Raw genomic sequence first — 25929 nt, 5'->3', positions numbered from 1 at the left:
AATCACATGAGCACTACTATTGACATCCAGAATTACCTTCCTCACCGAGCTCCATTGCTTATGGTTGATCTAATTTTGAGTTTGGATGCCCATTCTGTAGATACTACTTTTTTGATCAAAGAGGATAATATTTTTGTAGATAACGGGGTTTTTATAGAAGCTGGGTTAATCGAAAACACTGCGCAAACTTGCTCCTCGATAGTAGGACAAAAATATTTTGTAGACGAAGAAGGAGATGTAGATGAAAATGCCAGCGTAATTGGTTTTATAAGTGCCTTAAAAAATGTAAAAATCCATGCTTTACCAAAAGTAGGCGATACCATAAAAACCAAATCAACGTTGGTTTCAAAATTTGTGGGAGACGATTATACTTTATGTACCATGAGCTGTCAGAGCTTACTGGAAGAAAAAATACTTCTGGAATGCGAAATTAATTTATTCATTCAGAAAACCATTTCAGTCGCGCAATAATTCATTTCAAAAATAACAATGTCATGGAAAAAGAAAAAGTACCACAAGACAAAGGCAATTTGACTCAAAGTAATTTAAAAGAGTTAGTGTATGCTACCGATGAAAATGGCAATTATACTACTGCTTTAAGTACTGGTTGGGAACCCAAAACGATTGCTCTTTCAAATTCTATTGATGAGATAAATGAACGTATTGCAGACGCAAAACAACAAGTAGAAAATGGCGAAGTGAGTCCGATTTGCTATTATATGGAAATCAATAAAATGGATCTTACCATTTTGGCAAGTTACGTAGGAATGTGGAAATGGCGTGTAAAAAGACATTTTAAACCCGCTATCTTTGCCAAACTAAGTCCTGCCATTTTACAAAAATATGCCGATACTTTTGATATTTCGGTAGCCGAATTAAAAAACATTAAAACAGCGTAATGCAAACTACTTTTACACATCATCAATCTGCTCATTGCGAAAATGGAGTAGCTTCGAATTTGTTAAAAAACAACGGACTCCATATCAGTGAACCAATGGTTTTTGGAATTGGTTCGGGACTTTTTTTTGTGTATTTGCCTTTTCTAAAAGTAAATCATGCTCCAGCGATAAGTTACAGATCATTGCCGGGACAAATTTTTAACAAACTGGCAAGTCGTTTACATTTAAAAATAAAAAGACAAAAATTCTCTTCTGTAGCTAGTGCAAACGAAGCTTTGGAAGCTAATTTGAAAAATAATATTGCCACAGGTTTACAAGTTGGGGTGTATCATTTGAGTTATTTTCCTGATGAATACCGTTTTCACTTTAATGCACACAATCTCGTGGTTTATGGCAAAACCGAGACCGATTATTTGGTTAGTGATCCTGTAATGGAAACCGTTACAACCTTAACACATGATGAATTAGACAAAGTACGTTTTGCAAAAGGCGCTTTTGCTCCCAAAGGACAAATGTATTACCCGATAAACACTCCTGCCACACTTGACCTAAAAAGTGCCATCATAAAAGGAATCAAAAATACGTGCCGCGATATGTTGGCACCATTGCCTCTTATTGGCGTGAGCGGAATAAAATATGTATCGAAACAAATTAGAAAATGGCCTGTAAAACACGGTACTAAAAAAGCCAATCATTATTTGGCACAAATGGTACGTATGCAAGAAGAAATAGGCACTGGAGGCGGAGGTTTTCGTTTTATATATGCTGCATTTTTACAGGAAGCGTCGGTTGTTTTAGAGAATGAAGAATTAAAAATATTATCGAAAGAAATGACTCAAATTGGCGATGCATGGCGCAATTTTGCTGTTGAAGCGTCCCGAATTTATAAAAACAGAAGTGTCAAAGAAGATGCATACAACACCATTGCCGACGAACTTTTGAGCATTGCCAATAGAGAAGAAATCTTTTTCAAAAAACTAAAAAAAGCAATCCGCTAATTATATTTTGCAATCCATTATTAAAATAGAATCCTTATCCAAAAAGTACAAAAATGCAGACCTGTATTCTTTGAACGCTGTTTCGCTGGAGATAAATGAAGGTCAGATTTTTGGATTATTAGGTCCGAATGGTGCCGGAAAAACAACCTTGATTTCCATGCTTTGCGGATTGGTAAAGCCAACCTCAGGTCATTTTACGATTGATGGTTTAAACTACGCTCAAAACGCTTTAAAAATCAAAAAAATTATCGGCGTTGTTCCGCAGGAATATGCGTTATACCCTACCCTAACTGCCAGAGAAAATTTGCATTATTTTGGAAGTATGTATGGTTTGAAAGGCTCTAACTTAAAAGACAAAGTGATCGAAACATTGGACCTTTTGGGTTTATTGAAATTTGCAGACAAACGCATCGAAACCTTTTCGGGCGGAATGAAACGCAGAGTAAATTTGATTGCCGGAATTCTTCACAATCCTAAGGTTTTATTTTTGGATGAACCGACTGTGGGTGTTGATGTACAATCTAGAAACGCTATTATTGATTATTTGAAAGTGCTCAATCAAAACGGAACTACCATTATTTATACTTCTCATCACTTAGGAGAAGCTGAGGATTTTTGTACCAATATTGCTATTTTGGACAGAGGAAAAATTTATGCGCAAGGAACGCCTTCAAGCTTGATTGCTTCTATCGAAGAAGCTCGTAATCTTGAAGATGTTTTTATTTCATTAACCGGTAAAGAGTTTAGAGATGGTGCATAAAATAGGGATGTCGGTAGTAAAAGAATTTCTATTACTAAAACGTGATTTAGGAGGTCTCATTATTTTATTTATAATGCCACTGGTACTCGTTATTACGGTTACCCTGATACAAGACAGTACTTTTAAAACCATTAGCGACAATAAAATTCAAATTTTATTGGTCGATAATGACAAAGGTGCCGTTTCTAAAACTGTTTTTGATAATTTAGAGAAAAGTAACTTATTTACTGTTGTCACACAAATCGATAACCAACCTATTACTGAAGAGGTTGCCAAAGAAGCGGTTTATAAAGGAAAGTTTCAATTAGCGATCGTGATACCGGCAAAATTAAGTGTTGATCTTCAATCTAAAATTGATCAAAATGTAGAAAATATTGTGAGCAGCATCGGCTTGACCAATAGTACGGCGCCACTGTCTTTGCCTAAAACCATCAAACAGAAGGAAGTAAAATTGTATTTTGATCCGGCAGTTCAGATGAGTTTCAAAAATGCAGTAATGAGTTCGATAGACAAAATGATTTCACAAATCGAAACTCAATCTATCTATACTACTTTTCAAAATCAGTTGGGAGAAGGAAATGCTAAATTCGAACAAAAGAGTTTTATTACTTTTAAAGAAATAATTCCAAAAATAAACAACAAAGAAATCCGACCAAATTCGGTGCAGCACAACGTTCCGGCATGGACACTTTTTGCGATATTTTTTATTGTAATTCCTCTGTCTATCAATATTGTAAAAGAAAAATCACAAGGAACTTTTGTGCGATTATTGACCAATCCAGTATCCAACCTGATTGTCATCATTGGTAAAACGATCACCTATTCTGCCATCTGTATGATTCAATTTTATATGATGGTGGCAGTGGCTATATTTTTATTTCCGCATATTGGCTTACCTTCTTTAAATGTTGAAGGACATCTGTTTTTAATGAGTATCGTAGCACTATTCTCTGGATTTGCTGCTATTGGGTTTGGTATTTTATTAGGAACTGTCGCCAGCACTCAAGAACAATCGGCACCGTTTGGCGCAACAAGCGTGATCATTCTGGCCGCCATTGGAGGGGTTTGGGTGCCCGTTTTTGCTATGCCAAAAATCATGCAGATTATCGCCAAATCATCACCGATGAACTGGGCATTAGAAGCTTTTTACGATGTTTTATTACGCAACGTATCTTTCTTCGAAATCATTCCAAAAATAAGTTTGTTATTTTTGTTTTTTATTCTCACAACATCCATCGCTTTATTTTATGACAAAAAGAAAAGAACAGTATAAGGAGGCAACTGCATTAACGGTCTCGCACGAAATTAGAATTCGTTTTAACGAAACTGATCCATTGGGAATCGTGTGGCACGGAAATTACATTACCTATTTTGAGGACGGAAGAGAAGCGTTTGGTCGCCAGCACGGACTTACCTATTTAGATATTGGCAACACTGGGTATACAACGCCTATTGTTAAATCGCAATGCGAACATAAATTATCGCTACGTTATGGCGATGTTGTAACCATAGAAACAACGGTTGTAGATACACCCGCAGCCAAAATGATCTATCGTTTTAAAATAATTGATGAAAAGGGCGAAGTAGCCTGCACTGGAGAAACTGTTCAGGTTTTTGTAGATAAAGAAGGAAATTTAATGCTTACAAATCCTCCTTTTTATGAAGAATGGAAGAAAAAAGTGGGGCTATTAAAATAAAAAGTAAACCTACAAGGTCACAAAAAAAGCTTACAGGAATAAAAAGAATAAAATGACAAGAGAAATATACATCACGCAAACCAATTGTATCACGCCTTTAGGATTTGATGTCGTATCGAATATCGAAGCCATTAAGGGCGGCAATACGGGTATCCAATTGCATGAAAATACTTCCTTGATGCCGATTTCTTTTTATGCGGCCATCATTTCTGACGAAAAAATAAACGGTGCTTTTGAAAAAATTAGTACTGATAAAAAATATTCAAGATTAGAAAAAATGATGATTTTGGCTTTAGAGCCGATTGTCAAAAAATCTCAAATTACTTTAGATTCGAAAGTGGCTTTTGTACTTTCGACCACAAAAGGAAATGTTACCGCATTAATCCCAAACTCTGAAGAAGGCTTTCAGAATGCTCATTTGGATGTTCTGGCAAAAAATGTGGCTGACTTTTTCGGATTCACAACACAACCTATAGTGGTTTCAAATGCTTGTGTTTCGGGTGTTTTAGCTATTTCTGTTGCCAAAAGAATGATTCAGTCTGGTTTGTACGACCACGCTTTTGTAGTTGCTGGCGACGAAGTTTCAGAATTTGTTTTGTCTGGTTTTAATGCTTTTCAAGCGATGAGCGACTTGCCTTGCAAACCCTATTCCGAAAACAGAACGGGCGTAAGTTTGGGCGAAGCAACAGCAGCAGTTTTAATTTCGGCGGAAGCCAAAAACGCACAAATAAAAATCATTGGCGATAGTTCGATAAACGATGCCAATCATATTTCGGGACCTTCGAGAACGGGTGAAGGTTTATTCCGAAGCATACAAAATGCTTTAAAAGAAGCTCAAATTCAACCCGAAAAACTAGACTATATTTCTGCCCACGGAACTGCAACTCCATTTAACGACGAGATGGAAGCCATTGCTTTGAATCGTTTAGGTTTACAAAATATCCCAATAAACAGTCTGAAAGGCTATTACGGTCATACTTTGGGAGCCTCTGGATTGCTAGAAACCGTGATTGCGATAGAATCTGTAAATCAGAATATACTTTTTGAATCGAAAGGTTTTGACGAAATTGGTGTAAGCGAATCTATACACGTTATTCGTAAAAATGAAAATAAAAATATTGATTTATTCCTAAAAACAGCTTCTGGTTTTGGAGGTTGTAATACGGCTGTGGTTTTTGAGAAAGTGAAATCATAAAACAATATTTAAAAAAGAAAAAACTATTTTACAGCATTTTTGAAAATAGTTGAAAATGGGACAAACCACTAAAAATGACTCCAAAAAAAACCTACATACACGATTATTGCACGATTGAAAACAACGAAATTGTTTTGAACGGAACTTCTATATTCAAAGCAGAACCAACCACTTTTGGCGATTTTTCTAAACAAGCGTATCGTAATTTTGATATTCAATACCCAAAGTTTTTCAAAATGGATGCTTTGAGTAAATTGGCTTTTTTAGGAGCAGAATTACTCTTGAGCCCCATAACTTCATCAGAAAAAGAAAATAATATTGCCTTGATTCTCGCCAATAATTCGTCGAGTTTGGATACCGATGTGAAGTACCAAGAATCGATTTCAGACAAAGAAAATTATTTTCCGAGCCCAGCTGTTTTTGTCTATACTTTGCCAAATATTTGTTTGGGCGAAATAAGTATCCGCCATCAGCTGAAAAGTGAAAATTCTTTCTTTATATTTGATGCCTTTAATACCGAATTTATGTCGCATTATGCGAACATTTTATTAGATTCAGATAAAGCAGATAGTGTCCTGTGTGGCTGGGTCGAATTTTTTGATGACAATTACAAAGCGTTTCTCTGCACAATTAGTAAAGAGGAAAATACAAAATATAAAAACCAAACGATTAAAACCCTATACAATAAATAACATGGAAGCATTAAAAGAAGAATTAAAAAATAAAATTATCACTACTCTAAACCTTGAAGACATTACCCTTGAGGATATCCATGATAATGATCCTTTATTTGGAGACGGTTTGGGTTTAGACTCGATTGATGCCCTAGAATTGATTGTAATTTTGGATAAAGATTACGGAATAAAATTGGTAGACCCGAAAGAAGGAAAAACAATTTTTCAATCTATCGAGACAATGGCAGCATATATTCAGGCCAATAGAACAAAATAGTTTTTTTAAGCTTTATCAAAATTTAAAACTTTAATAAAGCCTGATCTACAATCAAAAATCTTAACTCTAAAATTGAATGAGCAAAGGAGTTGCAATAACAGGAATGGGGATTATTTCTTCAATTGGAAATTCAGTTGAAGAAAATTTCTATTCATTACTACATGAAAAACCGGCTATAACTCGTATCGAAAATATTTCGACAGTTCATGCTGATGTTATTAAGGTAGGAGAAATTAAAAAAACCAATGAAGAATTGGCCAACGAATTGCATCTTCCTGCAGATAATAACTATTCCAGAACAGCGCTAATAGGAACTCTAGCTGCCAAACAAGCGGTTGAAAACGCTGGAATTACTTCGATAAACGAATTTAGAACTGGGCTTATTTCGGCTACAAGTGTTGGCGGAATGGACATTACTGAGAAATATTATTACGATTATTTTAAAGATCCTGAGCTAGTACGATACATTAGTTGTCATGATGGTGGAGATGTTGCAGAAAAAATTGCGGAGGAACTTGGATTAAAAGGAATCGTGACTACAATAAGTACTGCTTGTTCATCTGCTGCTAACTCAATTATGTTGGGAGCCAGACTGATTAAAAGCGGCAAACTTGACCGCGTGATTGTGGGCGGAACCGACGGTTTGGCAAAATTTACCATCAACGGATTTAAGACTTTGATGATTTTATCAGATGGTTACAACAAACCTTTTGATAACGATCGTAAAGGATTAAATTTGGGTGAAGCTGCTGCTTTTTTGGTTTTAGAATCAGATGAAGTGGTGAAAAAACAAAACAAAAAAGTACTGGCTCGCGTTTCGGGTTATGGCAATGCCAATGATGCTTTTCATCAAACAGCTTCTTCAGAAAATGGAGATGGTGCTTATTTGGCGATGAAAAAAGCCTTTGAAGTTTCTGGCTTACAACCTTCTGAAATTGATTATATCAACGTGCACGGAACAGCAACTCCAAATAATGATTTGTCTGAAGGAAGAGCAATTCTGCGCATTTACCAAGACGAAAAAGTGCCTGATTTTAGCTCGACAAAACCTTTTACGGGACACACTTTGGCCGCAGCAGCAGCTATCGAGGCCGTTTATAGCGTTTTGGCCATTCAGCACGGTACGGTTTACCCTAATTTGAATTTTGAAAGCCCGATGGAAGAATTTAATTTGACGCCACAAACCACTTTAAAAAATAAAAATATCGAGCATGTTCTCTCTAATTCTTTTGGATTTGGAGGAAATTGTTCTACTCTTATATTTTCAAAAAACGAATGAAAAAAACATATATAAATGGAGTAGGTTGTATTTCGACTCAAAAAACATTTGATACTGTTTTTTTGGAAGAAGCCGTTTACAATCAAAAAGATACGGTTTTTACACTAGTAAAACCTGAGTACAAAGAATACGTTTCGCCAGCTGCAAGCCGAAGAATGGCAAAAGGAGTGAAAAACGGAATTGTAGCATCGGCTTTGGCCATGAAAGATTCGAATACCGAAAAAGTCGATGCCATCATCACCGGAACCGGTATGGGCTGCATCGAGGACTCTGACAGATTTCTAAAAAACATTCTGGACAATAACGAGGAGTTTCTAACGCCAACATCATTTATCCAATCTACGCACAATACCGTAGGTGCTCAAATTGCACTTTTAATGCAATGCAAAGGATATAATTTTACGTATGTAAATGGAGTAGTTTCTTTTGAATCTGCTCTTTTGGATGCTAAATTGCAAATCGAAGAAGAGGAAGCCAGCTCAATTTTAGTGGGCGGAATAGACGAAAACACCGATTATACGATGTCACTTTATAAGTTGGCAGGATTTGTTAAAAACGATCAGGAAACACCTTTTGATGTCTTGAAAGAAACTTCAACTGGAGTGGTTTATGGCGAAGGTGCAAGTTTTTTTGTTTTAGAAAATGAAAGAAAAGAAAGCACTTACGCTCAAATTCTGGATGTCGAAATTATAAATAGCCTTGAAGAAAACGAAGTTGAAACTGAAATTTTAGCCTTTTTGAAAACCAATAATCTTCAGATTTCAGATATTGATGCAGTGGTTTTAGGTTTTAATGGAGATGCTCATTTTGATTCTTATTATAAAAATTTGGCTCGAAATACTTTTGCACAAACCCCGCAATTGTACTACAAACATTTGAGTGGTGAATTTAATACGGCTTCGGCTTTTGGCTTATGGATAGCTTCAAAAGTGATTCAAACACAAGAAATTCCTAACATCATAAAAGTAAATTCGGTTGAAAAACCTGCTTACAATACTATTTTGCTGTACAATCAATACAAGGGAAAAAATCATAGTTTTACGTTACTATCAAAATGATAACGCATAAAAAAATATCGTTATTTTTTATTTTTTTATTGCTTTTACTGCTTCTTCTGAATCTTTATACGGCAATCCATTTTTGGTGTTTTTTTGCAATTTCTATAATTTGGTTGGGCATAAATGCCTTATTTTCTTCAAGAATTTCATCCAATTATCATGTCAAGGCATTTTGCAGCAATCCATTAGAAACCGGAAAAAAAATAGCGATTACTTTTGATGATGGCCCAAGTATTTTTACTTTAGAAATTTTAGAACTTCTAAAAAAATATGACGCAAAAGCTGCTTTTTTTTGCATTGGAAAAAATATTGAAACACATCCTGAGATTATCAAAAAAATTGTAGACGACGGACACCTAGTTGGTAATCATTCTTATGGTCATTCTCCTTTTTTTGATTTTTATAATGCAAAACAAATAGCCGCAGAAATCTCAAAAACTGATGCGCTTTTAGAAAAATTCACATTAAAAAAAATCAATTTTTTCAGGCCTCCTTATGGAGTAACAACACCTTCAATTCGGAGAGCTTTAAAAAAAACCGATCACAAAGTCATCGGTTGGAATATTCGTTCGCTTGACGGGGGAACAAAAAATCAAAATTTAATTTTCAATCGAATTATAAAACGAATTTCTCCTGGGGGAATCGTACTTTTGCATGATACCGCTCCACACTCGGTTTTGGTACTGGAACAGTTTTTGCAATTCCTGAAACAACACAATTATCAAGTCGTTTCGATCGAAGAACTTCTGAATATTAAAGCTTATGAAAACTAAAATATTGTTTTTGATTCTACTTATTTCAAGCCATTTGTCTGCTCAAGAACAAAAGATGACAACGGCAGAAATTGCTTCTTTTAAAGAAAGCGTCAATGTAGTTTCTAAAAAAATCAAGACCTTAAGTACCGATTTTGTTCAGTACAAACACATGGATTTTTTATCGAAAGATATTGAAACCTCGGGTAAAATGATTTTTAAAGAGCCTAATTTGCTGCAATGGCAATACAAAAAACCATACAATTATAGTATCGTTTTTAAAAACGGCAAAATTTTGATTAACGACGAAGGCAAAAAAAGCGCTATGGATATTGGCAACAGCAAGATTTTTGCCCGCATCAATAAATTAATTATTGGCAGTGTGAGTGGTGATATGTTTGATGATAAAGAGTTTACGATCTCTTATTTTAAATTAAAAGGACAAAACTTAGCAAAATTTATCCCAAAAGATGGTACACTGAAAAAATATATCAAACAAATTGAACTGACTTTTGATAAAGAAGAAGCTACCGTTGTGCAGGTAAAACTTTTAGAATCTTCAGAAGATTATACCCGAATAGTACTTAAAAACAAAGTGATCAATGCAAAAATCGACGATTCAGTTTTTACTAATTAATTGCTTTTTGGCGATTTTTATTATTTCTTGTGGCTCCGTTACAAAAAATTATACTCCAAAAAAAGTAGACAAAACCACTTACGAAGCGCCGTATTTTTCGGATGCTACTATTGATTATGTTTACAAAGCCAACATCTCGGTTTACGGAAATGAATTATCGGGAATTTTTATTGCCAAAAAAATAAATGATACCATACATCGCATTGTCTTTACCACCGAATTTGGCAATAAACTAATGGATTTTGAAATTTCTGAAACCAGTTTTAAAGTCAATTCGATCGTATCGGAACTCGACAGAAAAATACTAATTAATACCTTAAAAAAGGATTTTGGATTATTGCTTAAAAAAAAGTATCAGATTCAGGGACAATTTGAAAATGATAGCTTCGATATTTATAAATCGACCGATGGTAATCGGGACAATTACTTGTTTTTATCCAAAAAAGATCAAAAATTAGAACAACTCATTCATTCTTCTAAAACAAAAGAAAAAATAACACTCACTTTTAGTTCAGAAAATAATATTTTTGCTGAGAAAATTGAGATTATTCATCAAAATATAAAGTTAAGGATTACGTTGAATTATTTTAAATCTGAAGAAAACTCTTCAAATTAATATTGGTAAAATATGAAAAAAATTATTGTAATCGCTATTTTTTTACTTGCTGGTGTGAGTAATGCTCAGGTAACTTTTAAACCTGGTTTGAGAACTGGAGCTGCTTTCTCGACATTTTCGAATACGCAATCTGATTATAAAACTGATTTTTATCTGGGTGCTTTTGGTGAAATCAACCTAACAAAAGTATACGCTTTACAGCCCGAAATCACTTATATTAGACAAGGCTCTAATAACATAAAAACATATATTGGCTACAACACCGATACCGGAGAGGATATTACGGTGTCGCGCAATTTAGAAATCGATTATTTGTCGCTGGCTATGATTAATAAATTTACGTTTAATGGGGGATTTCAGGTAATGGCTGGCCCAACGGTCGATTTTAGATTACAAGATAATTTGATTTATGAAAACACCGATGTTGATTTGACTCTTGTTGCAGGATTTGGATATCGTTTGCCTTCTGGTTTGGCCTTTGAAGCGCGCTTTAAAAAAGGTTTTGTTGATGTTTTAGATAGTGATTATTATGGCAGTAATAACGGAAATAATGATTACTGGTTTAGAGATTACAATACAAATATCAATTTTCAGTTAGGGGTTTCGTATTCATTTGGCGGAAAAAAATAAAAAATATGGTTTTACAAGATTTTTACAAAATACTTTCGGAAGAAAAAACATCCGATTCAAAATACACTTTCACTATTTTGGTCAATGAAAAACATGAAGTTTTCAAGGGTCATTTTCCCGGAAATCCTATTATGCCGGGAGTTTGCATGATTCAGATTATAAAAGAACTTTCAGAATCAATAACAGAAAGTGCGTTGTTTATGCAAACGCTAACCAATGTAAAATTTATGGCCCTGATCAATCCTGAGGCTACTCCTGAATTACGCTTAGAATTGGATATTACCAAAACCGAAGATGATTTGGTAAAAGTGAAAAATACCACTTATTTTAAAGATACCGTTGCTTTGAAACTAAGCAGTGCTTATAAAAAATTGTAATTATGAAACTGTTTGCTGCCCTGATACTATGGATCACCGTGATAAGTGCTCCTGACATTGCTTCGATTAGAAAAATGTATCCTACTGTTGGTAAATCAGAAGCAAATGCCAAAGAATTTACTGCTAAATTAGCGGGAATCGCCAACACGGATGAGACTATTTTGGTGGCTTACAAAGCCGCTTCTATTTTATTGGACTCGAAATACGAAAAAAAACTTTCTTCTAAAATGAACCGTTTTAAAGAAGGAGCCAAATTATTAGAATCTACCATAACCAGCGAACCCAATTCTGTAGAAATCAGAATGATCCGATTGAGTATTCAGGAAAATGTTCCGGGTATTACCGGTTACAAAAAAAATATAAAAGAAGACAAAGCCTTTATCATTGCGCATATTAACGAACAAAATGCTACATTAAAAGAATATATAAAAGCCTTTATTGTACAATCTAAAAGTTTTTCTGCCAAAGAAAAACAATCTGCAAAGTAGCGAAAGCAAAAAAACCTCATGAAACCTACTTTATCACAGCAAGAACTTCTGGATGCGACACATTTTTGTGTTATTGTACCCACGTACAATAACCACAAAACGCTCAAAAGAGTGTTGGATTCGATTCTGGATTATACTCCAAATATTATTGTGGTCAATGACGGATCGACTGATGAGACAAGTGCTATTTTACAGCAATATTCACAACTTACACAAATTCACCATCCTAAAAATTCAGGAAAAGGAATGGCTTTGCGAAACGGATTCAAAAAAGCAATCGAGATGAATTTTGAATACGCTATTTCGATAGATTCTGACGGCCAGCATTTTGCTGCTGATATTCCAAATTTTATTACAGAAATTCAAAAATTGCCTCATTCTTTGCTGATCGGAAGTCGGAATATGACACAAGAAAATGTACCTAAGAAAAGCAGTTTCGGAAACAAATTTTCTAATTTCTGGTTTTGGTTCGAAACTGGCATAAAACTCGATGATACACAATCTGGTTTCCGATTGTATCCGCTTCAACTTATTCCTAAAAAATATTATACCAATAAATTTGAATTCGAAATTGAGGTCATCGTTCGTTCTTCGTGGAAAGGAATTTTAGTAAAAAACATTCCAATTCAAATATTATATGATCCCACCGAAAGAGTTTCGCACTTTCGGCCTTTTAAAGATTTTACGCGAATCAGTATCTTAAATACCGTTTTGGTAATCAATGCTTTACTCTACATTAAACCGAGAGATTTTTTTCGAAAAGCAAAAAAAAAAGGGTTTAAGAAATTCTTTTTAGAAGATATTTTAGAAAGTAAAGATTCCAATTTCAAAAAATCAGCAGCTATTGCTCTGGGTGTTTTTATCGGAATTTCTCCTTTTTGGGGATTTCAAACCCTACTGCTTTTGTTTTTTGCCACATTGCTAAAACTCAACAAAATTATTGCCTATATGGCTTCCAATGTGAGTTTCCCGCCTTTTATACCCTTCTTAATTTTTGGATCTCTAAAGGTAGGCAGCTATTTTGTATCTGGCACAACTCCGCTGGTTTTAGACAGTTCGCTTTCGCTGGAAGATATTCAGCAAAATGCAACACAATATATCGTAGGAAGTCTTATTTTAGCAACTGTTTCCGCGCTTTTGTCTGGCTTGGTAACATACTTGCTTTTGACTTTTTTTCATAAAATGAAACACAAACCTCAATAACAATATTACCAATGCATCACTACTTTTACGCCATTCATCTTTTTGTAAACCGGAGAAAATCCTTATCGGTTGCATTGGCTGTGGCGATGCTTTTTCTGTTTGGTTTTTTTGCCTCTCAAATTAAATTTGAAGAAGATATTACCAAACTTATTCCAACCAACGACAAATCTGATGCCACAGCAAAAGTGCTCAAACAGCTTAATTTTGCTGATAAAATTACCGTCATTTTTCATCTAGAAAAAAAAGGAACTGCCGAAGATTTAAAAGAAATGGCAACCGCTTTTTCAGACAGTGTAGCTCTCTCCTGCAAACCTTATGTCACCGGAATTCAAGGAAAAGTTGACGAAGAAAACATTCAGGAAACGATTGATTTTGTGTACAACAATCTTCCTTTATTTTTAGACAATAAAGATTACGCTGCCATTCAGGAAAAATTGCAAAAAGACAGTATTGCGGCTACGGTACAGAGCAATTACAAGTCTATTATCTCCCCTTCGGGATTCATTACAAAAGATTTTATTTTGCAAGACCCGCTCGGGATTTCTTTTATTGCTCTTAAAAAATTACAGCAACTGAATATTGGTGACGATTTTACGCTTGATAATGGCTTTGTAATGACCAAGGATAAAAAGAAATTATTACTTTTTATCACTTCTTCTATTCCATCAAGCGAAACCGAAAAAAACACGCTTTTTGCAGAAAAACTGGCATCTATCCAAAATCATTTAAACCAACAATTCAAAACCAAAACGTCTACAAGTTATTTTGGTTCTGCCTTAATTGCGGTTGCTAACGCTAATCAGATCAAAAGCGATATTATCCTGACCACCACTATCGCAATGGTCACGCTGATGCTGATTCTGATTTTGTTTTATCGAAAAATATACATTCCGCTTATTATTTTTCTACCGACAGTTTTTGGTGCTTTGTTCGCAATTGCCTTTTTATATTTTGTGAAAGAAAAAATATCTGCCATTTCCCTCGGAATTGGTTCTATTTTACTGGGAATCACGATCGATTATTCTATTCATATTCTGACGCACTACAAACACAACAGCGATGTAAAAACATTATACAAAGACATTACGATGCCTTTGATTATGAGTAGTTCTACTACAGCTGTTGCCTTTTTATGTCTGCTATTTGTAAAGTCTGAAGCCCTCAACGACTTAGGTATTTTTGCGGCTGTGATCGTAATGGCTTCGGCTTTTTTCTCTCTTTTGATCGTGCCACATTTGTATCATCCAAAAGACAATACTACAGAAAACAAAAAAAATATTATTGATAAACTGGCTCATTTCTCTTTTCATAATAATAAATTCCTTATCGGATTTTGTGTTTTAATCACGATTATTTGCTGTTTTACTTACAATAATGTCGGTTTTAATAACGATCTCTCACAATTGAATTTTATTCCGAAAGACATAAAAGCTGCCGAAAAAGAACTTGAAGAAAGCTCCAGCCTAACCTCTAAAACCATTTATCTGGCTTCTTACGGAAACACTATGGAAGAAGTTTTGCAAAACAATACAAAGCTTTTTGAAGCACTTGCAAAAGAAAAACAACAACAAAAAATTCTTAGTTATAGTTCTGTTGGCGGTATCATGCTTTCGCAAAAAGAACAACAGCAGAAAATTGCTAAATGGAATTCTTTCTGGGATGGGAGTAAAAAGCAACTGCTACAATCGCAACTGATTGCTGAAGGAGCTAAATTGGGTTTTAAACCCACAACATATACTGCTTTTTTTGAACATTTGAATACGGATTTCAAAACTATTTCGGCTCAAGAATATCTCAAAATTAAGGCTTTACAATTGGGTGAATTTGTAACGCAAAAAGATGGTTTTTTTACGATTTCTACTTTGGTAAAAGTGACACCACAACAGCGGGACGCTTTTGTAAAATCAGCTGAAGCCAAAACAAAACTTATTGCCATTGACCGTCAGCAAATGAATGAGACGTTTTTTAGCACTTTAAAAACCGACTTCAATTCACTTGTAAATTATTCTTTTATAGCCGTTATTCTAATTTTGTTTTTCTTCTTCCGAAGAGTAGAATTGGTCATTGTCAGCTGCATTCCGATTGCCTTAACGGGAATTGTGACCGCTGGTATTATGGGGATTTTTGGCATTCAAATGAATATATTCAGTATGATTGTTTGTACGCTGATTTTTGGTCATGGAGTTGATTTTAGTATTTTTATGACCAGTGCGCTACAAAAAGAGTATACCAACGGAAAAAACGAAATTGCAATTTATAGAACATCCATTATTCTAGCGGTAATCACGACTATTTTGGGAATTGGTGCTATGATTTTTGCGGAGCATCCTGCACTGAGATCCATTTCAGCTGTTTCGTTAATCGGGGTTTTTGCGGCGCTCATTATCACCTTTATTTTCTACCCAATTCTGTTCAAATTATTTTTATCGAATAGGCCAAAGAACGGGAAAGCACCTTTTCAATTACGGTCTTTCTTGCATGGTGTAGCCTCTTTTTTCTATTATGGAATGGGCGGAATTTTGATGTCGCTTTTCAGTTTGACTTTTATGCGAATTCTTCCGTTTAGCGAAAAAACAAAAATGAAAGGTTTCCGTTATTTCATTTCAAAATTTATGAAATCGGTTTTGTATTCGAATCCTTTTCTTAGAAAAAAAATCATCAATACTCATAACGAAACTTTTGATAAACCTGCGATTCTTATTGCCAATCACTCATCGTTTTTAGATATTTTGGCAGTCGGAATGTTGAGCCCTAAAATCATTTTTTTAGTAAGTGATTGGGTGTACAACTCGCCTATTTTTGGAGCCACTGTTAGAAAAGCAGGCTTCTACCCTGTCTCGGAAGGCATTGAAGGCGGAATAGAACATTTGCGCAAAAAAGTAGAAGAAGGCTACTCTTTGATGGTTTTTCCTGAAGGAACGCGTTCTGAGAACAATGTTATTAAACGTTTTCATAAAGGTGCTTTTTTCCTTGCCGAGCAATTCAATTTAGACATTATTCCGATCGTGATTCACGGTGCTTCCGAGGCTATTCCGAAAGGAGATTTTGTTATTTATGACAGCACCATCACAGTTTCTATTTTGGACAGAATTACACTTGAAAACAATACTTTCGGGAAAAATTATACCGAAAGAACCAAACAACTAAGCACGTTTTTTAAAGCGCAGCACACCCGAATCCGTCAGGAATTGGAAGGTCCGGAGTATTTCAAAAAAATGCTAATCAATAGTTATGATTACAAAGAAATGGAAATCATAAAAAGTGTAAAAAGCAATTTGAATATCAATTTAGCAACCTATTATCATCTTAACAAGTACCTTTCGGCGAAAGCCAAAATACTGCATTTAGCCAATGATTACGGTCAATTGGATTTATTATTGGCCTTGCAGGAACCCCTTCGAAAAATAGATTCGTATGCTTTTGATGCAGAAAAAGTCGCCGTTGCTAAAACCAATTATATCGTTAGAAAAAGAAAAATCTCTTATTTTGAAAATTTAGAATCAATACTAAAAAATCAATATGACGCCGTTTTAATTTCCGATGAAGAATATAAAAATGATCTGGAAAAAGTGATCGCAACGACTTCTTGTGTTATTTTGGTCAATAGTTCGAGTTTAAAAAGCACTTTGCTTACTTTAGATTTTGCAATAATTTCAGAAGAAAACCAAATAATCGTGTTAAAGAAAAAATAGTATGAAAGAGCAATACGATGTGGTAATTGTGGGCAGCGGTTTGGGTGGCTTGGTCTCCTCTATTATTTTGGCGAAAGAAGGCTACAGCGTTTGTGTGCTCGAAAAAAACAATCAATACGGGGGAAATCTGCAAACTTTTGTTCGCGATAAAACTATTTTTGATACCGGAATTCATTATATCGGAGGATTGAGCGAAGGTCAGAATTTGTACAAATATTTTAAATATTTGGGCATTATGGACGACTTGAACTTAAAAAAAATGGACGAAGATGCCTTTGATATCATTTCGTTTGAAGATGAAAATGCCGAATATCCTCACGCGCAGGGTTATGAAAATTTTGTGACACAACTGGCAAAACATTTCCCCGAAGAAAAAACAGCTATAGAAAAATATTGCGAAAAAGTACAGACCATCTGCGACTCGTTTCCGCTTTATAATTTGGAGTGGGAAGGGAAATATGATAGTGCAATATTAGCACTGAATGCCAAAGATACCATCGCAGAATTTACCTCTAATGAAAAATTAAGAGCCATTTTAGCGGGTTCTAATTTTTTGTACGCCGGAATTGCAGACAAATCTCCTTTTTACGTTCATGCCCTTTCTGTAAACTCTTATATTCAGAGCTCTTGGAGATGCATCAACGGTGGAAGTCAAATTACCAAACAGCTGCTAAAACAACTCAAAAAACACGGCGGAGAATTTTACAAATACAAAGAAGTTACCCATTTTGTAGTCGAAGATAACAAAGTGACATCGGTAAAAATGAAAGACGGAAGTCAGGTTTCTGGGACTTATTTTATATCGAATATCGAACCCAAAACTACTTTGAAAATGGCGGGCGAAGATAATTTTAGAAAATCATTTTATAGCCGAATTCAAAGCCTTGAAGGTGTTATTTCTGCTTTTAGTTTATACCTAGTTTTTAAGCCGAAAACCTTTAAATATATCAATCATAATTATTACCATTTTAAAGATAGTAGCGATGTTTGGAATGCTCACGAATACGACGAAAATTCATGGCCAAAAGCCTATATGGCTTCTATGAATGCCTCGAAAAAAGAGGAAGAATGGGCAGACGGAATGACGTTTATCACCTACATGAAATTTGACGATTTGCAACCTTGGGCGACCACTTTTAATACAACTGCAGATGAAAATGACAGAGGCGAAAGTTACGATGCTTTCAAATCAAGAAAAACAGCTCGTTTTTTGGAAGAAATAGAAATAAAATTTCCTGGTATTAAAGACTGTATTCAGTCGATACATTCTTCGACACCGCTTTCATACCGCGATTATATTGGTGGTCACAACGGTAATATGTACGGTTACGTAAAGGACTCTAACAACCCTATGAAAACGTTTATTGCTCCAAAAACCAAATTAGACAATTTATATCTTACCGGACAAAGCATCAATATGCACGGCGTTTTAGGCGTTACTATTGGCGCTGTAGTAACCTGCTCTGAACTTGTTGGAAAAGAATATTTGGTTACAAAAATCAACGACGCATCTGAATAAAAACGTAAAAATGAGCAAGACCGGAAATTTATCGCAAATACTATTACATCTGCACCTGAAAAACCGAATTTTCTTATTTACCATTATCCTTTATTTAGTGCTTTTTGCCTCTTGCGGAACCAAAAAATCATTGCATCATCAGCCTAGTATTTTACATTATAATGCAACGCAACCAAGTGTACAAAAAAAATCCAATACCGTTTTTATTACTGGAAATAATACTTTTCTAAAAAACAAACAAGGCCTTTGGGAATTGTATGTCGAAGGTGACCCGCTTCAAATTGGACTCACAACCGGAGCTTTGACAGACTCGCTGTTAAAAAAGCAGGAAGAAATTTTTTTTTCCAGAATTGAAGATATGGTTCCTTCAAAATTCAAACAAAATCTGCTTCGTAATTTTCTGAAATGGTACAATAGAAAACTATATCTAAATGTTTCTGATGAATATCAAACGGAAATATATGGCGTTTCGCAATTTACTTCGCACACATTTGACAATATTGCACCACAATATCTTAGAAGTTTGTACTTGCACGGCGCTCATGATATTGGTCACGCCTTGCAAGACCTGTCGCTGGTTGGTTGCTCTTCTTTTGCGGCTTGGGGCGAAAAATCAGAAGATGGAAATTTAATCCTCGGACGTAATTTTGATTTTTATGTAAACGATGCTTTCGCCGAAAATAAAATAATCGCTTTTATACATCCCAAAGAAGGACATCCGTTTATGATGGTCACCTGGCCTGGTATGATTGGAGCTGTTTCGGGCATGAACAAAGAAGGTTTGACGATCACTATTAATGCCGGAAAATCTAAAATCCCACTGATTGCCAAAACACCCATTTCGATTTTAACCCGGGAAATTTTGCAACATGCTAAAAATATAGAGGAAGCAGTCGCCATTGCCAAAAATAGAAAAGTCTTTGTCTCCGAATCAATCATGGTAGGAAGTGCTCAAGATAATAAAGCCGTTCTTATCGAAGTTTCGCCAGAAAAAATGGATGTTGTTGCTGTTCCTAACTCCAATCAACTCATCTGTTCTAATCATTTCCAAGGAGATGCCTTTAAAAATGACCCGCGCAATAGGTCGCAAATTGCCAATAGTCATTCTCAATATCGTTACGACAGAATGCAGGAACTTTTTACAGAAAACCCAAAAATCAATCCTGAAATTGCCTCAAAAATACTTAGAAATACAGATGGTTTAAAAAATATAAAATTAGGATATGGCAACGAAAAATCTTTAAATCAATTGATTGCGCACCACGGAGTTATTTTTAAACCTAAAGAAAAATTGGTCTGGGTTTCTGCAAATCCGTATCAATTAGGGGAATTTGTATGTTATAATTTAGATAGTGTTTTTAATGAGAAAAAAAACAGACGTGTTGTTTCTTATGAACAAGAAAGCCTGAATATTGCCAGAGATCCTTTTATTGAAACTAGCGCTTTTCAAAACTATCAAAAATTTAAAATTGAAGACCACAAAATAGATGTATTTTTGGAAAATAAAACCGAAATCACAACTCAATTTATAAAGGATTACCAATCGCTAAACCCTGATTATTGGGTTGTGTATTACAAAGCAGGATTGTATTTTTATCGAAAAAAAGAATACAGGCTCGCTCAAAACCATTTTGAAAAAGCACTGACCAAAGAAATTACAACTGCTCCTGAGAAAAAAGCAATTGAAGAATATTTAGAAAAAATCAAAAGAAAATTAAAATGATTCCACCAATAGAAAAGGATTCTTTAGAACAAATTAAAATTTTTCAAGAGCAAAAATTAGTCGGGCTTTTAGAATATATAGGTCAATATTCTCCTTTTTACAAAAGGCTTTTTGCCGAAAAAAATATTGATATTTCGCGTATCAAAACTATCGAAGATTTACAACTTTTGCCTGTCACAACAAAAGAAGATTTACAGCAATACAACGATGATTTTGTTTGTGTTCCGCAACACAAAATTATCGATTATTCCTCTACTTCCGGCACTTTGGGCGATCCTGTAACCTTTGGTTTAACCGATTCTGATTTAGACAGATTGGCCTATAACGAAGCCATTTCGTTTGCCTGTGCAGGAATTACAGAAGGTGATGTTGTGCAATTGATGACGACAATTGATAGAAAATTTATGGCGGGTTTGGCCTATTTTCTGGGGTTACGAAAACTAAAAGTGGGTGTCATTCGCGTGGGCGCAGGAATTCCAGAATTGCAATGGGATTCTATTTTAAAATACAAACCCTCGTACTTGATTACCGTTCCTTCTTTTTTATTAAAATTGATTGAATATGCAGAAGTACACGGAATTGATTACAACAATTCGAGTATAAAAGGAGCGATTTGCATCGGAGAATCACTTAGAAGTCAGGATTTTACGATGAATACTTTGTCTAAAAAAATCACGGACAAATGGAATATTAAGTTATTTTCGACTTATGCCTCGACAGAAATGAGTACCGCTTTTACCGAATGTGAACATGAAAACGGAGGACATCACCATCCTGAATTAATCATTATCGAAGTTTTGGATGAAAATAATAATCCCGTAAAAGACGGTGAAGCTGGCGAATTGACCTTTACGACCTTAGGAATTGAAGCCATGCCGCTGTTGCGTTTCAAGACGGGTGATGTTGTACAATTACACAACAGTCCTTGTGCCTGTGGAAGAAACACCGTACGTGTAGGACCCGTTATTGGTCGTAAAAAGCAAATGATAAAATACAAAGGAACAACTCTTTATCCGCCAGCGATGAATGATGTTCTGACTGATTTTGATGCGATCGAAAATCATATTATCGAAATTTTTACCAACGATTTAGGTACCGATGAAATTCTGATAAAAATTGCCTCAAAAAATCAATCACCGGAATTACTCAACGAAATCAAAGACCATTTTAGAGCCAAATTACGAGTAACGCCCAAAATAGAATTTGCTCCAAAAGAAACTTTAAATCCGCTGGTTTTTAATCCTATGAGCCGAAAACCAATTCGCTTTTTTGATTATAGAGTTCAGTAGAAAAAGGTACATAGAGGCAAAGGTTCAGAGGGAAAAAGGTCTAATAGCCTGATCAAAAAACCTTTGAACCTTTACTGCTCTGAACCTTTGAATCTCAATTTAGCACAAATTGAACTAAAAGTTGTAATTTTGCACAAAATAGTGAAGATGGTCAAGATTGGCAACATAGAATTACCCGAATTTCCTTTATTACTCGCACCGATGGAAGATGTGAGCGACCCACCGTTTCGCCGTTTGTGCAAAACGCATGGCGCTGACATGATGTATTCTGAATTTATTTCCTCAGAAGGATTAATTCGTGATGCGATCAAAAGCAGAATGAAGCTGGATATTTTTGATTACGAGCGTCCCGTGGGAATCCAGATTTTTGGAGGAGATGAGGAAGCAATGGCACTTTCGTCTAAAATTGTTTCGACAGTAAAACCAGATTTGGTCGACATCAATTTTGGATGTCCTGTAAAAAAAGTAGTTTGTAAAGGTGCCGGAGCCGGCGTTTTAAAAGATGTTGATTTGATGGTGCGTTTGACAAAAGCCGTGATACGCAGCACCGATTTGCCTGTAACGGTAAAAACCCGTTTGGGTTGGGATGAAAATTCTATTAATATTGATGAAGTGGCCGAAAGACTTCAGGACATTGGTGTTCAAGCTTTGACGATACATGCCAGAACACGTGCGCAAATGTACAAAGGTCACGCAGATTGGTCACACATCGCACGCGTAAAAAATAATCCCAGAATTACCATGCCCATTTTTGGAAACGGGGATATCGACAATCCTGAAAAAGCACTAAAATATAAAAATGAATACGGCATTGACGGCATCATGATTGGTCGTGCGGCTATTGGTTACCCCTGGATTTTTAACGAAATCAAACATTATTTTAAAACGGGCGAACACTTACCTGTTCCAACGGTTGGCGATCGCGTAGAAGCCGCCAGAAATCACCTGATGTGGTCGATGGAATGGAAAGGCGAACGCTTAGGAATTGTAGAAATGCGCCGTCACTATACCAATTATTTCAAAGGAATTCACTCTTTTAAAGAATACAAACAAAAGCTAGTTACCACTGATGAACCGGAAAATTTATTCGCAATTATGAATGAAATTGAAAAGGTTTATGCAGGATACGAGTTTGTTTAAACTATAAGGAACTTTAGCTTTAAACAAAATAACCCCAATCATTGTCCTTTCGACGAAGGAGAAATCTCCATAAGTAACTCTGCAACGAAACTCCAATCTTTGTGGAGTTTCTCACGGAGATTTCTCCTTCTTCGAAATGACAAAAATATGCAGACTAACTGTAAAAAAAATGCTAATACAAAAAAAGACCTTCAATTGAAGGTCTTTTTAGCATAATTTATACCTGAGTCCGTTTCCATTTTCCTTTTTTATAAAGTACAATACCTGCCAGAGTAATCGCTGTTTCAGCTACAGGAATGGCAATAAAAACTCCTGTTGGACCCATCTGGAAATGTTTGGCCAATACGTATGCCAGCGGAATCTGAAACAACCAAAATCCAAAGAAATTAATAGCTGTTGGTGTCCAGGTATCTCCTGCTCCGTTGAACGTATTGATTAAAACCATTCCGATTCCATAAAAAACAAAACCAATACTCATGATTTGTAAGGCTTCAACAGCAATGGTTTTTACCATTTCATCATTGGTAAAAAAGGAAATAATATATTTTCCAAAACATAAGGTTATGACCATAATCGTTGCCATAAAAATTACATTGTATCGGGCAGTAGTATAAACCGATTTTTCTGCACGGCCAATTTGTTTGGCTCCTAAATTTTGCCCTACCAAAGTTGCCGCAGCATTGCTCAATCCCCAAGCTGGAAGTATAAAAAACATCATAATTCGCAGTGCCGTCTGATAACCCGCTGAACCATGATCGCCTCCTGTTGTAGCCACCAATTGTGCCAGAAAAATCCAACTACAAGAAGCAATCACAAATTGTAAAACTCCAGGCGCAGCAATCTTAATCAGTGCCTTAATTTGTTTTAAATCTGGTACAAAATAAGATGGAATAATTTTTAGAACCCCTTTGCCAAAAAACAAATGATACACCTGATACAATACACCAATGCTTCTTCCTAAGGTTGTCGCCATTGCAGCACCTGTAAGACCAAAAGCTGGAATTGGCCCAAAACCATTTATTAAAATGGGACATAAAATAATATTGCAAATATTGGCCAACCAAAGACTTTTCATTGCAATCGCAGCATTTCCTGCTCCCCGAAAAATTCCGTTAATCAAAAATAAAAGCATGATACACAAGCTTCCGCCAATCATAATTTGGGTAAATCTATAACCGTGTTCGGCAGCTTCTACCGATGCTCCCATGATCACCAGAATATCTTTGGCATATATAAAACCCAAAATACTCATTACAATATTAATTGTAAAAGCAATAATAATAGCCTGCATACCTGCTTTTGCCGCAGCAACAGGATCTTTCTCACCAATACGTCGCGCGACAACTGCCGTGGCCGCCATACTAATTCCGATAGCGACAGAATATACAATTGTAATCACCGATTCTGTAAGGCCCACGGTTTGAATAGCAAAGCTGCTATGCTCCAAATGTCCTACGAAATATAAATCAACAAGCGCAAAAACCGATTCCATCATCATTTCTAAAACCATCGGAATGGCTAGTAAAATGACGGCTTTTTTGATGCTTCCTGCGGTATAATCAAAAGATTCATCGCCTTTGATCGCTTGTTTAAGAGTGGTAAAAATTTTAGAAAATAAAGATTTTTTTATATTTGTTTCTGTCATGATAAGTTTAAGATAAATGATAAAATTATTCAGATTTAATCTTCTGAACATCGTACACCATTGAAGGTAAAAAACGTAAGTATCCTAATTATCAGAAAAATAAAATAGGATTAGGCAGAAACAATCATAAACTTAGAATTTTAAGACTGTAAATATATGTAATTTTTTAACTAAAAAATATTAGTTTAACAGCTTTTTGCTCACCCGGCTACTTGCAATTAAAGAAGCAACAAAACCAAGCGATACAATGGTTGCCATAACAATAAGTACATTTTCGAGGGTAAAAACAACTGGGTACGGCAAAGTGGGTGTAATCATAATTAGTTCGTATTGCTGTTGCAAAAGGACAAGAATAATCCCGAGAACAAGCCCTACAATACCGCCAATAACACTTAACAAAGTTCCCTGCAGCAAAAATATTTTTCGCAAATGATGAATTTCTGTACCTAAATTAAAAAGCGTTTTAAGGTTGGCTTTCTTATCCAAAATCATCATAATCAAAGCGCCAATCAAGTTGAAAAGTGCCACTATAATTACCAAGGTAAAAATCAGGTAAACGGCAATATTTTCGGTGTTGAGCATTTTGTATAAAGACTCATTAAGTTGCGCTCTATTTTTTAACGTAATTTTATTTTTAAAAATAGTCTCCAACTGAGATTTAATGGCGCTTTCATTGGCTTCGTCTTTCAGATTCAGTTCGATTCCGGAAATCTGATTGGGTTTGTACATCAGTAATTCCTGCACCAATCCTAAATCAGCAAACACGTATTTTGAATCTAATTCTTCGCTGACAGAATAAATTCCGACAGGCAAAACTTCTGTTTTATTAAACGCTTCCTGAGGATTCTCCAAATTGCCTTTTCCTGGTTTGGGCGCAAAAATTTGCAAAGGATTTTCGAAATCCAAGATGCCCATCGAAAAATCTCTCGCAATTCCGTACCCAATTACAACCTGATACGTATCCGGTTTGAGCCATTCGCCATTAAAAAGCTTTTTCTTAATATCGTTTACGACAGCATAATTTCGATCGACTCCTTTTATATAGGTAACCTGCTGTTTGTTTTTGAATAAAAATAAAACACGTTCTTCGATAATTTTAGTATACGAAACAACGCCGTCTATGTTTTTTATCTGAGCTTCCTGACTCGGAGTAATCAAAAAAGATTTACCATACGTACTTGTCGCTTTCAGGTCGGGATCAATTTCGTTTGTAAACGAAAGACTAAAAACTTTTAGGCCGCTAAAAACAGACAAAACCACAAACAAAGCCATTGTGCCCACAATGATTCCCATGCTGGCAATGTAGTTGATGATATTGATAGCACTATTTTTACTACGGCTAAAAATATATCGTTTGGCTATGTAAAGGGGGAAATTCAAT

The 25929-nt window shown here is 35.3% G+C and carries 25 protein-coding genes; 23 read left to right on the top strand and 2 right to left on the bottom strand.

What is annotated here, in order from left to right:
• Positions 1-6 precede the first annotated feature (6 nt).
• The 23 genes from J3495_RS04475 (at position 7) to dusB (ending at position 22903) form a co-directional block, all read left to right on the top strand.
• Positions 7-471, top strand: a complete 465-nt coding sequence (locus J3495_RS04475; protein WP_210665373.1) for an ABC transporter permease — start codon at positions 7-9, stop codon at positions 469-471.
• Positions 472-494: 23 nt separating this feature from the next.
• Positions 495-899, top strand: a complete 405-nt coding sequence (locus J3495_RS04470) for a hypothetical protein (RefSeq protein WP_210665372.1) — start codon at positions 495-497, stop codon at positions 897-899.
• A complete protein-coding gene (locus tag J3495_RS04465) occupies positions 899-1897 on the top strand; it encodes a BtrH N-terminal domain-containing protein (protein ID WP_210665371.1) in 999 nt (332 codons plus the stop codon). The genes J3495_RS04470 and J3495_RS04465 overlap by 1 nt, the downstream gene beginning before the upstream one ends.
• Positions 1898-1904: 7 nt before the next feature.
• Positions 1905-2657: an ABC transporter ATP-binding protein gene (locus J3495_RS04460; protein ID WP_210665370.1), complete on the top strand. Its 753-nt coding sequence runs from the start codon at positions 1905-1907 to the stop codon at positions 2655-2657.
• A complete protein-coding gene (locus J3495_RS04455; protein WP_210665369.1) occupies positions 2647-3930 on the top strand; it encodes an ABC transporter permease in 1284 nt (427 codons plus the stop codon). Before J3495_RS04460 ends, J3495_RS04455 begins: the two co-directional genes overlap by 11 nt.
• Positions 3905-4354: an acyl-CoA thioesterase gene (locus J3495_RS04450; RefSeq protein WP_210665368.1), complete on the top strand. Its 450-nt coding sequence runs from the start codon at positions 3905-3907 to the stop codon at positions 4352-4354. Before J3495_RS04455 ends, J3495_RS04450 begins: the two co-directional genes overlap by 26 nt.
• A gap of 52 nt (positions 4355-4406) precedes the next feature.
• Complete coding sequence (locus tag J3495_RS04445; protein ID WP_210665367.1) at positions 4407-5549, top strand: beta-ketoacyl synthase N-terminal-like domain-containing protein; 1143 nt, start codon at positions 4407-4409, stop codon at positions 5547-5549.
• Positions 5550-5623: 74 nt separating this feature from the next.
• Positions 5624-6241 carry a 3-oxoacyl-ACP synthase gene (locus J3495_RS04440; protein ID WP_210665366.1) on the top strand — a complete coding sequence of 206 codons (618 nt, stop codon included), beginning with the start codon at positions 5624-5626 and terminating at the stop codon, positions 6239-6241.
• Position 6242: 1 nt separating this feature from the next.
• On the top strand, positions 6243-6500 hold the full coding sequence (locus J3495_RS04435) for a phosphopantetheine-binding protein (RefSeq protein WP_210665365.1): 258 nt from the start codon (positions 6243-6245) through the stop codon (positions 6498-6500).
• A 76-nt stretch (positions 6501-6576) separates the two neighbouring features.
• Positions 6577-7779 (top strand): beta-ketoacyl-[acyl-carrier-protein] synthase family protein, encoded by a 1203-nt coding sequence (locus J3495_RS04430; protein ID WP_210665364.1) that lies wholly within the window; start codon positions 6577-6579, stop codon positions 7777-7779.
• Positions 7776-8837, top strand: a complete 1062-nt coding sequence (locus tag J3495_RS04425) for a beta-ketoacyl synthase N-terminal-like domain-containing protein (RefSeq protein WP_210665363.1) — start codon at positions 7776-7778, stop codon at positions 8835-8837. The genes J3495_RS04430 and J3495_RS04425 overlap by 4 nt, the downstream gene beginning before the upstream one ends.
• Positions 8834-9610 (top strand): polysaccharide deacetylase family protein, encoded by a 777-nt coding sequence (locus tag J3495_RS04420; protein WP_210665362.1) that lies wholly within the window; start codon positions 8834-8836, stop codon positions 9608-9610. The genes J3495_RS04425 and J3495_RS04420 overlap by 4 nt, the downstream gene beginning before the upstream one ends.
• Positions 9600-10226, top strand: coding sequence for a LolA family protein (locus J3495_RS04415; protein ID WP_210665361.1), 627 nt, complete (start codon positions 9600-9602; stop codon positions 10224-10226). The genes J3495_RS04420 and J3495_RS04415 overlap by 11 nt, the downstream gene beginning before the upstream one ends.
• Positions 10192-10842: a hypothetical protein gene (locus tag J3495_RS04410; RefSeq protein ID WP_210665360.1), complete on the top strand. Its 651-nt coding sequence runs from the start codon at positions 10192-10194 to the stop codon at positions 10840-10842. The genes J3495_RS04415 and J3495_RS04410 overlap by 35 nt, the downstream gene beginning before the upstream one ends.
• A 12-nt stretch (positions 10843-10854) precedes the next feature.
• Entirely contained in the window at positions 10855-11472 is a 618-nt protein-coding gene (locus tag J3495_RS04405) for an outer membrane beta-barrel protein (protein ID WP_210665359.1), read from the top strand.
• A 5-nt stretch (positions 11473-11477) separates the two neighbouring features.
• Entirely contained in the window at positions 11478-11849 is a 372-nt protein-coding gene (locus J3495_RS04400; protein ID WP_210665358.1) for a 3-hydroxyacyl-ACP dehydratase, read from the top strand.
• Between the two features lie 2 nt (positions 11850-11851).
• Positions 11852-12337, top strand: coding sequence for a hypothetical protein (locus J3495_RS04395; RefSeq protein ID WP_210665357.1), 486 nt, complete (start codon positions 11852-11854; stop codon positions 12335-12337).
• A gap of 18 nt (positions 12338-12355) precedes the next feature.
• Positions 12356-13540 (top strand): DUF2062 domain-containing protein, encoded by a 1185-nt coding sequence (locus J3495_RS04390; protein ID WP_210665356.1) that lies wholly within the window; start codon positions 12356-12358, stop codon positions 13538-13540.
• An 11-nt stretch (positions 13541-13551) separates the two neighbouring features.
• Positions 13552-17232 carry a 1-acyl-sn-glycerol-3-phosphate acyltransferase gene (locus J3495_RS04385; protein ID WP_210665355.1) on the top strand — a complete coding sequence of 1227 codons (3681 nt, stop codon included), beginning with the start codon at positions 13552-13554 and terminating at the stop codon, positions 17230-17232.
• A gap of 1 nt (position 17233) precedes the next feature.
• Positions 17234-18751, top strand: a complete 1518-nt coding sequence (locus J3495_RS04380; RefSeq protein WP_210665354.1) for a phytoene desaturase family protein — start codon at positions 17234-17236, stop codon at positions 18749-18751.
• Between the two features lie 10 nt (positions 18752-18761).
• The gene (locus J3495_RS04375) at positions 18762-20474 is read left to right on the top strand and encodes a C45 family autoproteolytic acyltransferase/hydolase (RefSeq protein ID WP_210665353.1); all 1713 of its coding nucleotides are present in this window, start codon (positions 18762-18764) and stop codon (positions 20472-20474) included.
• Positions 20471-21763, top strand: a complete 1293-nt coding sequence (locus J3495_RS04370) for a phenylacetate--CoA ligase family protein (RefSeq protein ID WP_210665352.1) — start codon at positions 20471-20473, stop codon at positions 21761-21763. The genes J3495_RS04375 and J3495_RS04370 overlap by 4 nt, the downstream gene beginning before the upstream one ends.
• Before the next feature lie 147 nt (positions 21764-21910).
• A complete protein-coding gene (gene dusB / locus J3495_RS04365; RefSeq protein ID WP_210665351.1) occupies positions 21911-22903 on the top strand; it encodes a tRNA dihydrouridine synthase DusB in 993 nt (330 codons plus the stop codon).
• Positions 22904-23120: 217 nt separating this feature from the next.
• Here dusB and J3495_RS04360 read toward each other — a convergent pair whose 3' ends face one another.
• A complete protein-coding gene (locus J3495_RS04360) occupies positions 23121-24548 on the bottom strand; it encodes an MATE family efflux transporter (protein WP_210665350.1) in 1428 nt (475 codons plus the stop codon).
• 180 nt (positions 24549-24728) lie between these two features.
• Complete coding sequence (locus tag J3495_RS04355) at positions 24729-25928, bottom strand: ABC transporter permease (RefSeq protein ID WP_210665349.1); 1200 nt, start codon at positions 25926-25928, stop codon at positions 24729-24731.
• Position 25929 lies beyond the last annotated feature (1 nt).

The organism is Flavobacterium geliluteum, assembly GCF_017948595.1.
GTDB lineage: Bacteria > Bacteroidota > Bacteroidia > Flavobacteriales > Flavobacteriaceae > Flavobacterium > Flavobacterium flavipigmentatum.
This window is presented reverse-complemented; position numbering and strand designations above follow the sequence as displayed.

Excerpts from the sequence above, each read along its gene's own strand:
- J3495_RS04425 (WP_210665363.1), top strand. The coding sequence starts at position 7,776 with ATGAAAAAAACATATATAAATGGAGTAGGTTGTATTTCGACTCAAAAA.
- J3495_RS04440 (WP_210665366.1), top strand. The coding sequence starts at position 5,624 with ATGACTCCAAAAAAAACCTACATACACGATTATTGCACGATTGAAAAC.
- J3495_RS04390 (WP_210665356.1), top strand. The coding sequence starts at position 12,356 with ATGAAACCTACTTTATCACAGCAAGAACTTCTGGATGCGACACATTTT.
- J3495_RS04385 (WP_210665355.1), top strand. The coding sequence starts at position 13,552 with ATGCATCACTACTTTTACGCCATTCATCTTTTTGTAAACCGGAGAAAA.
- J3495_RS04470 (WP_210665372.1), top strand. The coding sequence starts at position 495 with ATGGAAAAAGAAAAAGTACCACAAGACAAAGGCAATTTGACTCAAAGT.
- J3495_RS04380 (WP_210665354.1), top strand. The coding sequence starts at position 17,234 with ATGAAAGAGCAATACGATGTGGTAATTGTGGGCAGCGGTTTGGGTGGC.
- J3495_RS04360 (WP_210665350.1), bottom strand. The coding sequence starts at position 24,548 with ATGACAGAAACAAATATAAAAAAATCTTTATTTTCTAAAATTTTTACC.
- J3495_RS04405 (WP_210665359.1), top strand. The coding sequence starts at position 10,855 with ATGAAAAAAATTATTGTAATCGCTATTTTTTTACTTGCTGGTGTGAGT.
- J3495_RS04370 (WP_210665352.1), top strand. The coding sequence starts at position 20,471 with ATGATTCCACCAATAGAAAAGGATTCTTTAGAACAAATTAAAATTTTT.
- J3495_RS04435 (WP_210665365.1), top strand. The coding sequence starts at position 6,243 with ATGGAAGCATTAAAAGAAGAATTAAAAAATAAAATTATCACTACTCTA.
- J3495_RS04445 (WP_210665367.1), top strand. The coding sequence starts at position 4,407 with ATGACAAGAGAAATATACATCACGCAAACCAATTGTATCACGCCTTTA.
- J3495_RS04375 (WP_210665353.1), top strand. The coding sequence starts at position 18,762 with ATGAGCAAGACCGGAAATTTATCGCAAATACTATTACATCTGCACCTG.
- J3495_RS04420 (WP_210665362.1), top strand. The coding sequence starts at position 8,834 with ATGATAACGCATAAAAAAATATCGTTATTTTTTATTTTTTTATTGCTT.
- J3495_RS04410 (WP_210665360.1), top strand. The coding sequence starts at position 10,192 with ATGCAAAAATCGACGATTCAGTTTTTACTAATTAATTGCTTTTTGGCG.
- J3495_RS04465 (WP_210665371.1), top strand. The coding sequence starts at position 899 with ATGCAAACTACTTTTACACATCATCAATCTGCTCATTGCGAAAATGGA.
- J3495_RS04395 (WP_210665357.1), top strand. The coding sequence starts at position 11,852 with ATGAAACTGTTTGCTGCCCTGATACTATGGATCACCGTGATAAGTGCT.
- J3495_RS04430 (WP_210665364.1), top strand. The coding sequence starts at position 6,577 with ATGAGCAAAGGAGTTGCAATAACAGGAATGGGGATTATTTCTTCAATT.
- J3495_RS04455 (WP_210665369.1), top strand. The coding sequence starts at position 2,647 with ATGGTGCATAAAATAGGGATGTCGGTAGTAAAAGAATTTCTATTACTA.
- J3495_RS04400 (WP_210665358.1), top strand. The coding sequence starts at position 11,478 with ATGGTTTTACAAGATTTTTACAAAATACTTTCGGAAGAAAAAACATCC.
- J3495_RS04450 (WP_210665368.1), top strand. The coding sequence starts at position 3,905 with ATGACAAAAAGAAAAGAACAGTATAAGGAGGCAACTGCATTAACGGTC.
- J3495_RS04475 (WP_210665373.1), top strand. The coding sequence starts at position 7 with ATGAGCACTACTATTGACATCCAGAATTACCTTCCTCACCGAGCTCCA.
- J3495_RS04415 (WP_210665361.1), top strand. The coding sequence starts at position 9,600 with ATGAAAACTAAAATATTGTTTTTGATTCTACTTATTTCAAGCCATTTG.
- dusB (WP_210665351.1), top strand. The coding sequence starts at position 21,911 with ATGGTCAAGATTGGCAACATAGAATTACCCGAATTTCCTTTATTACTC.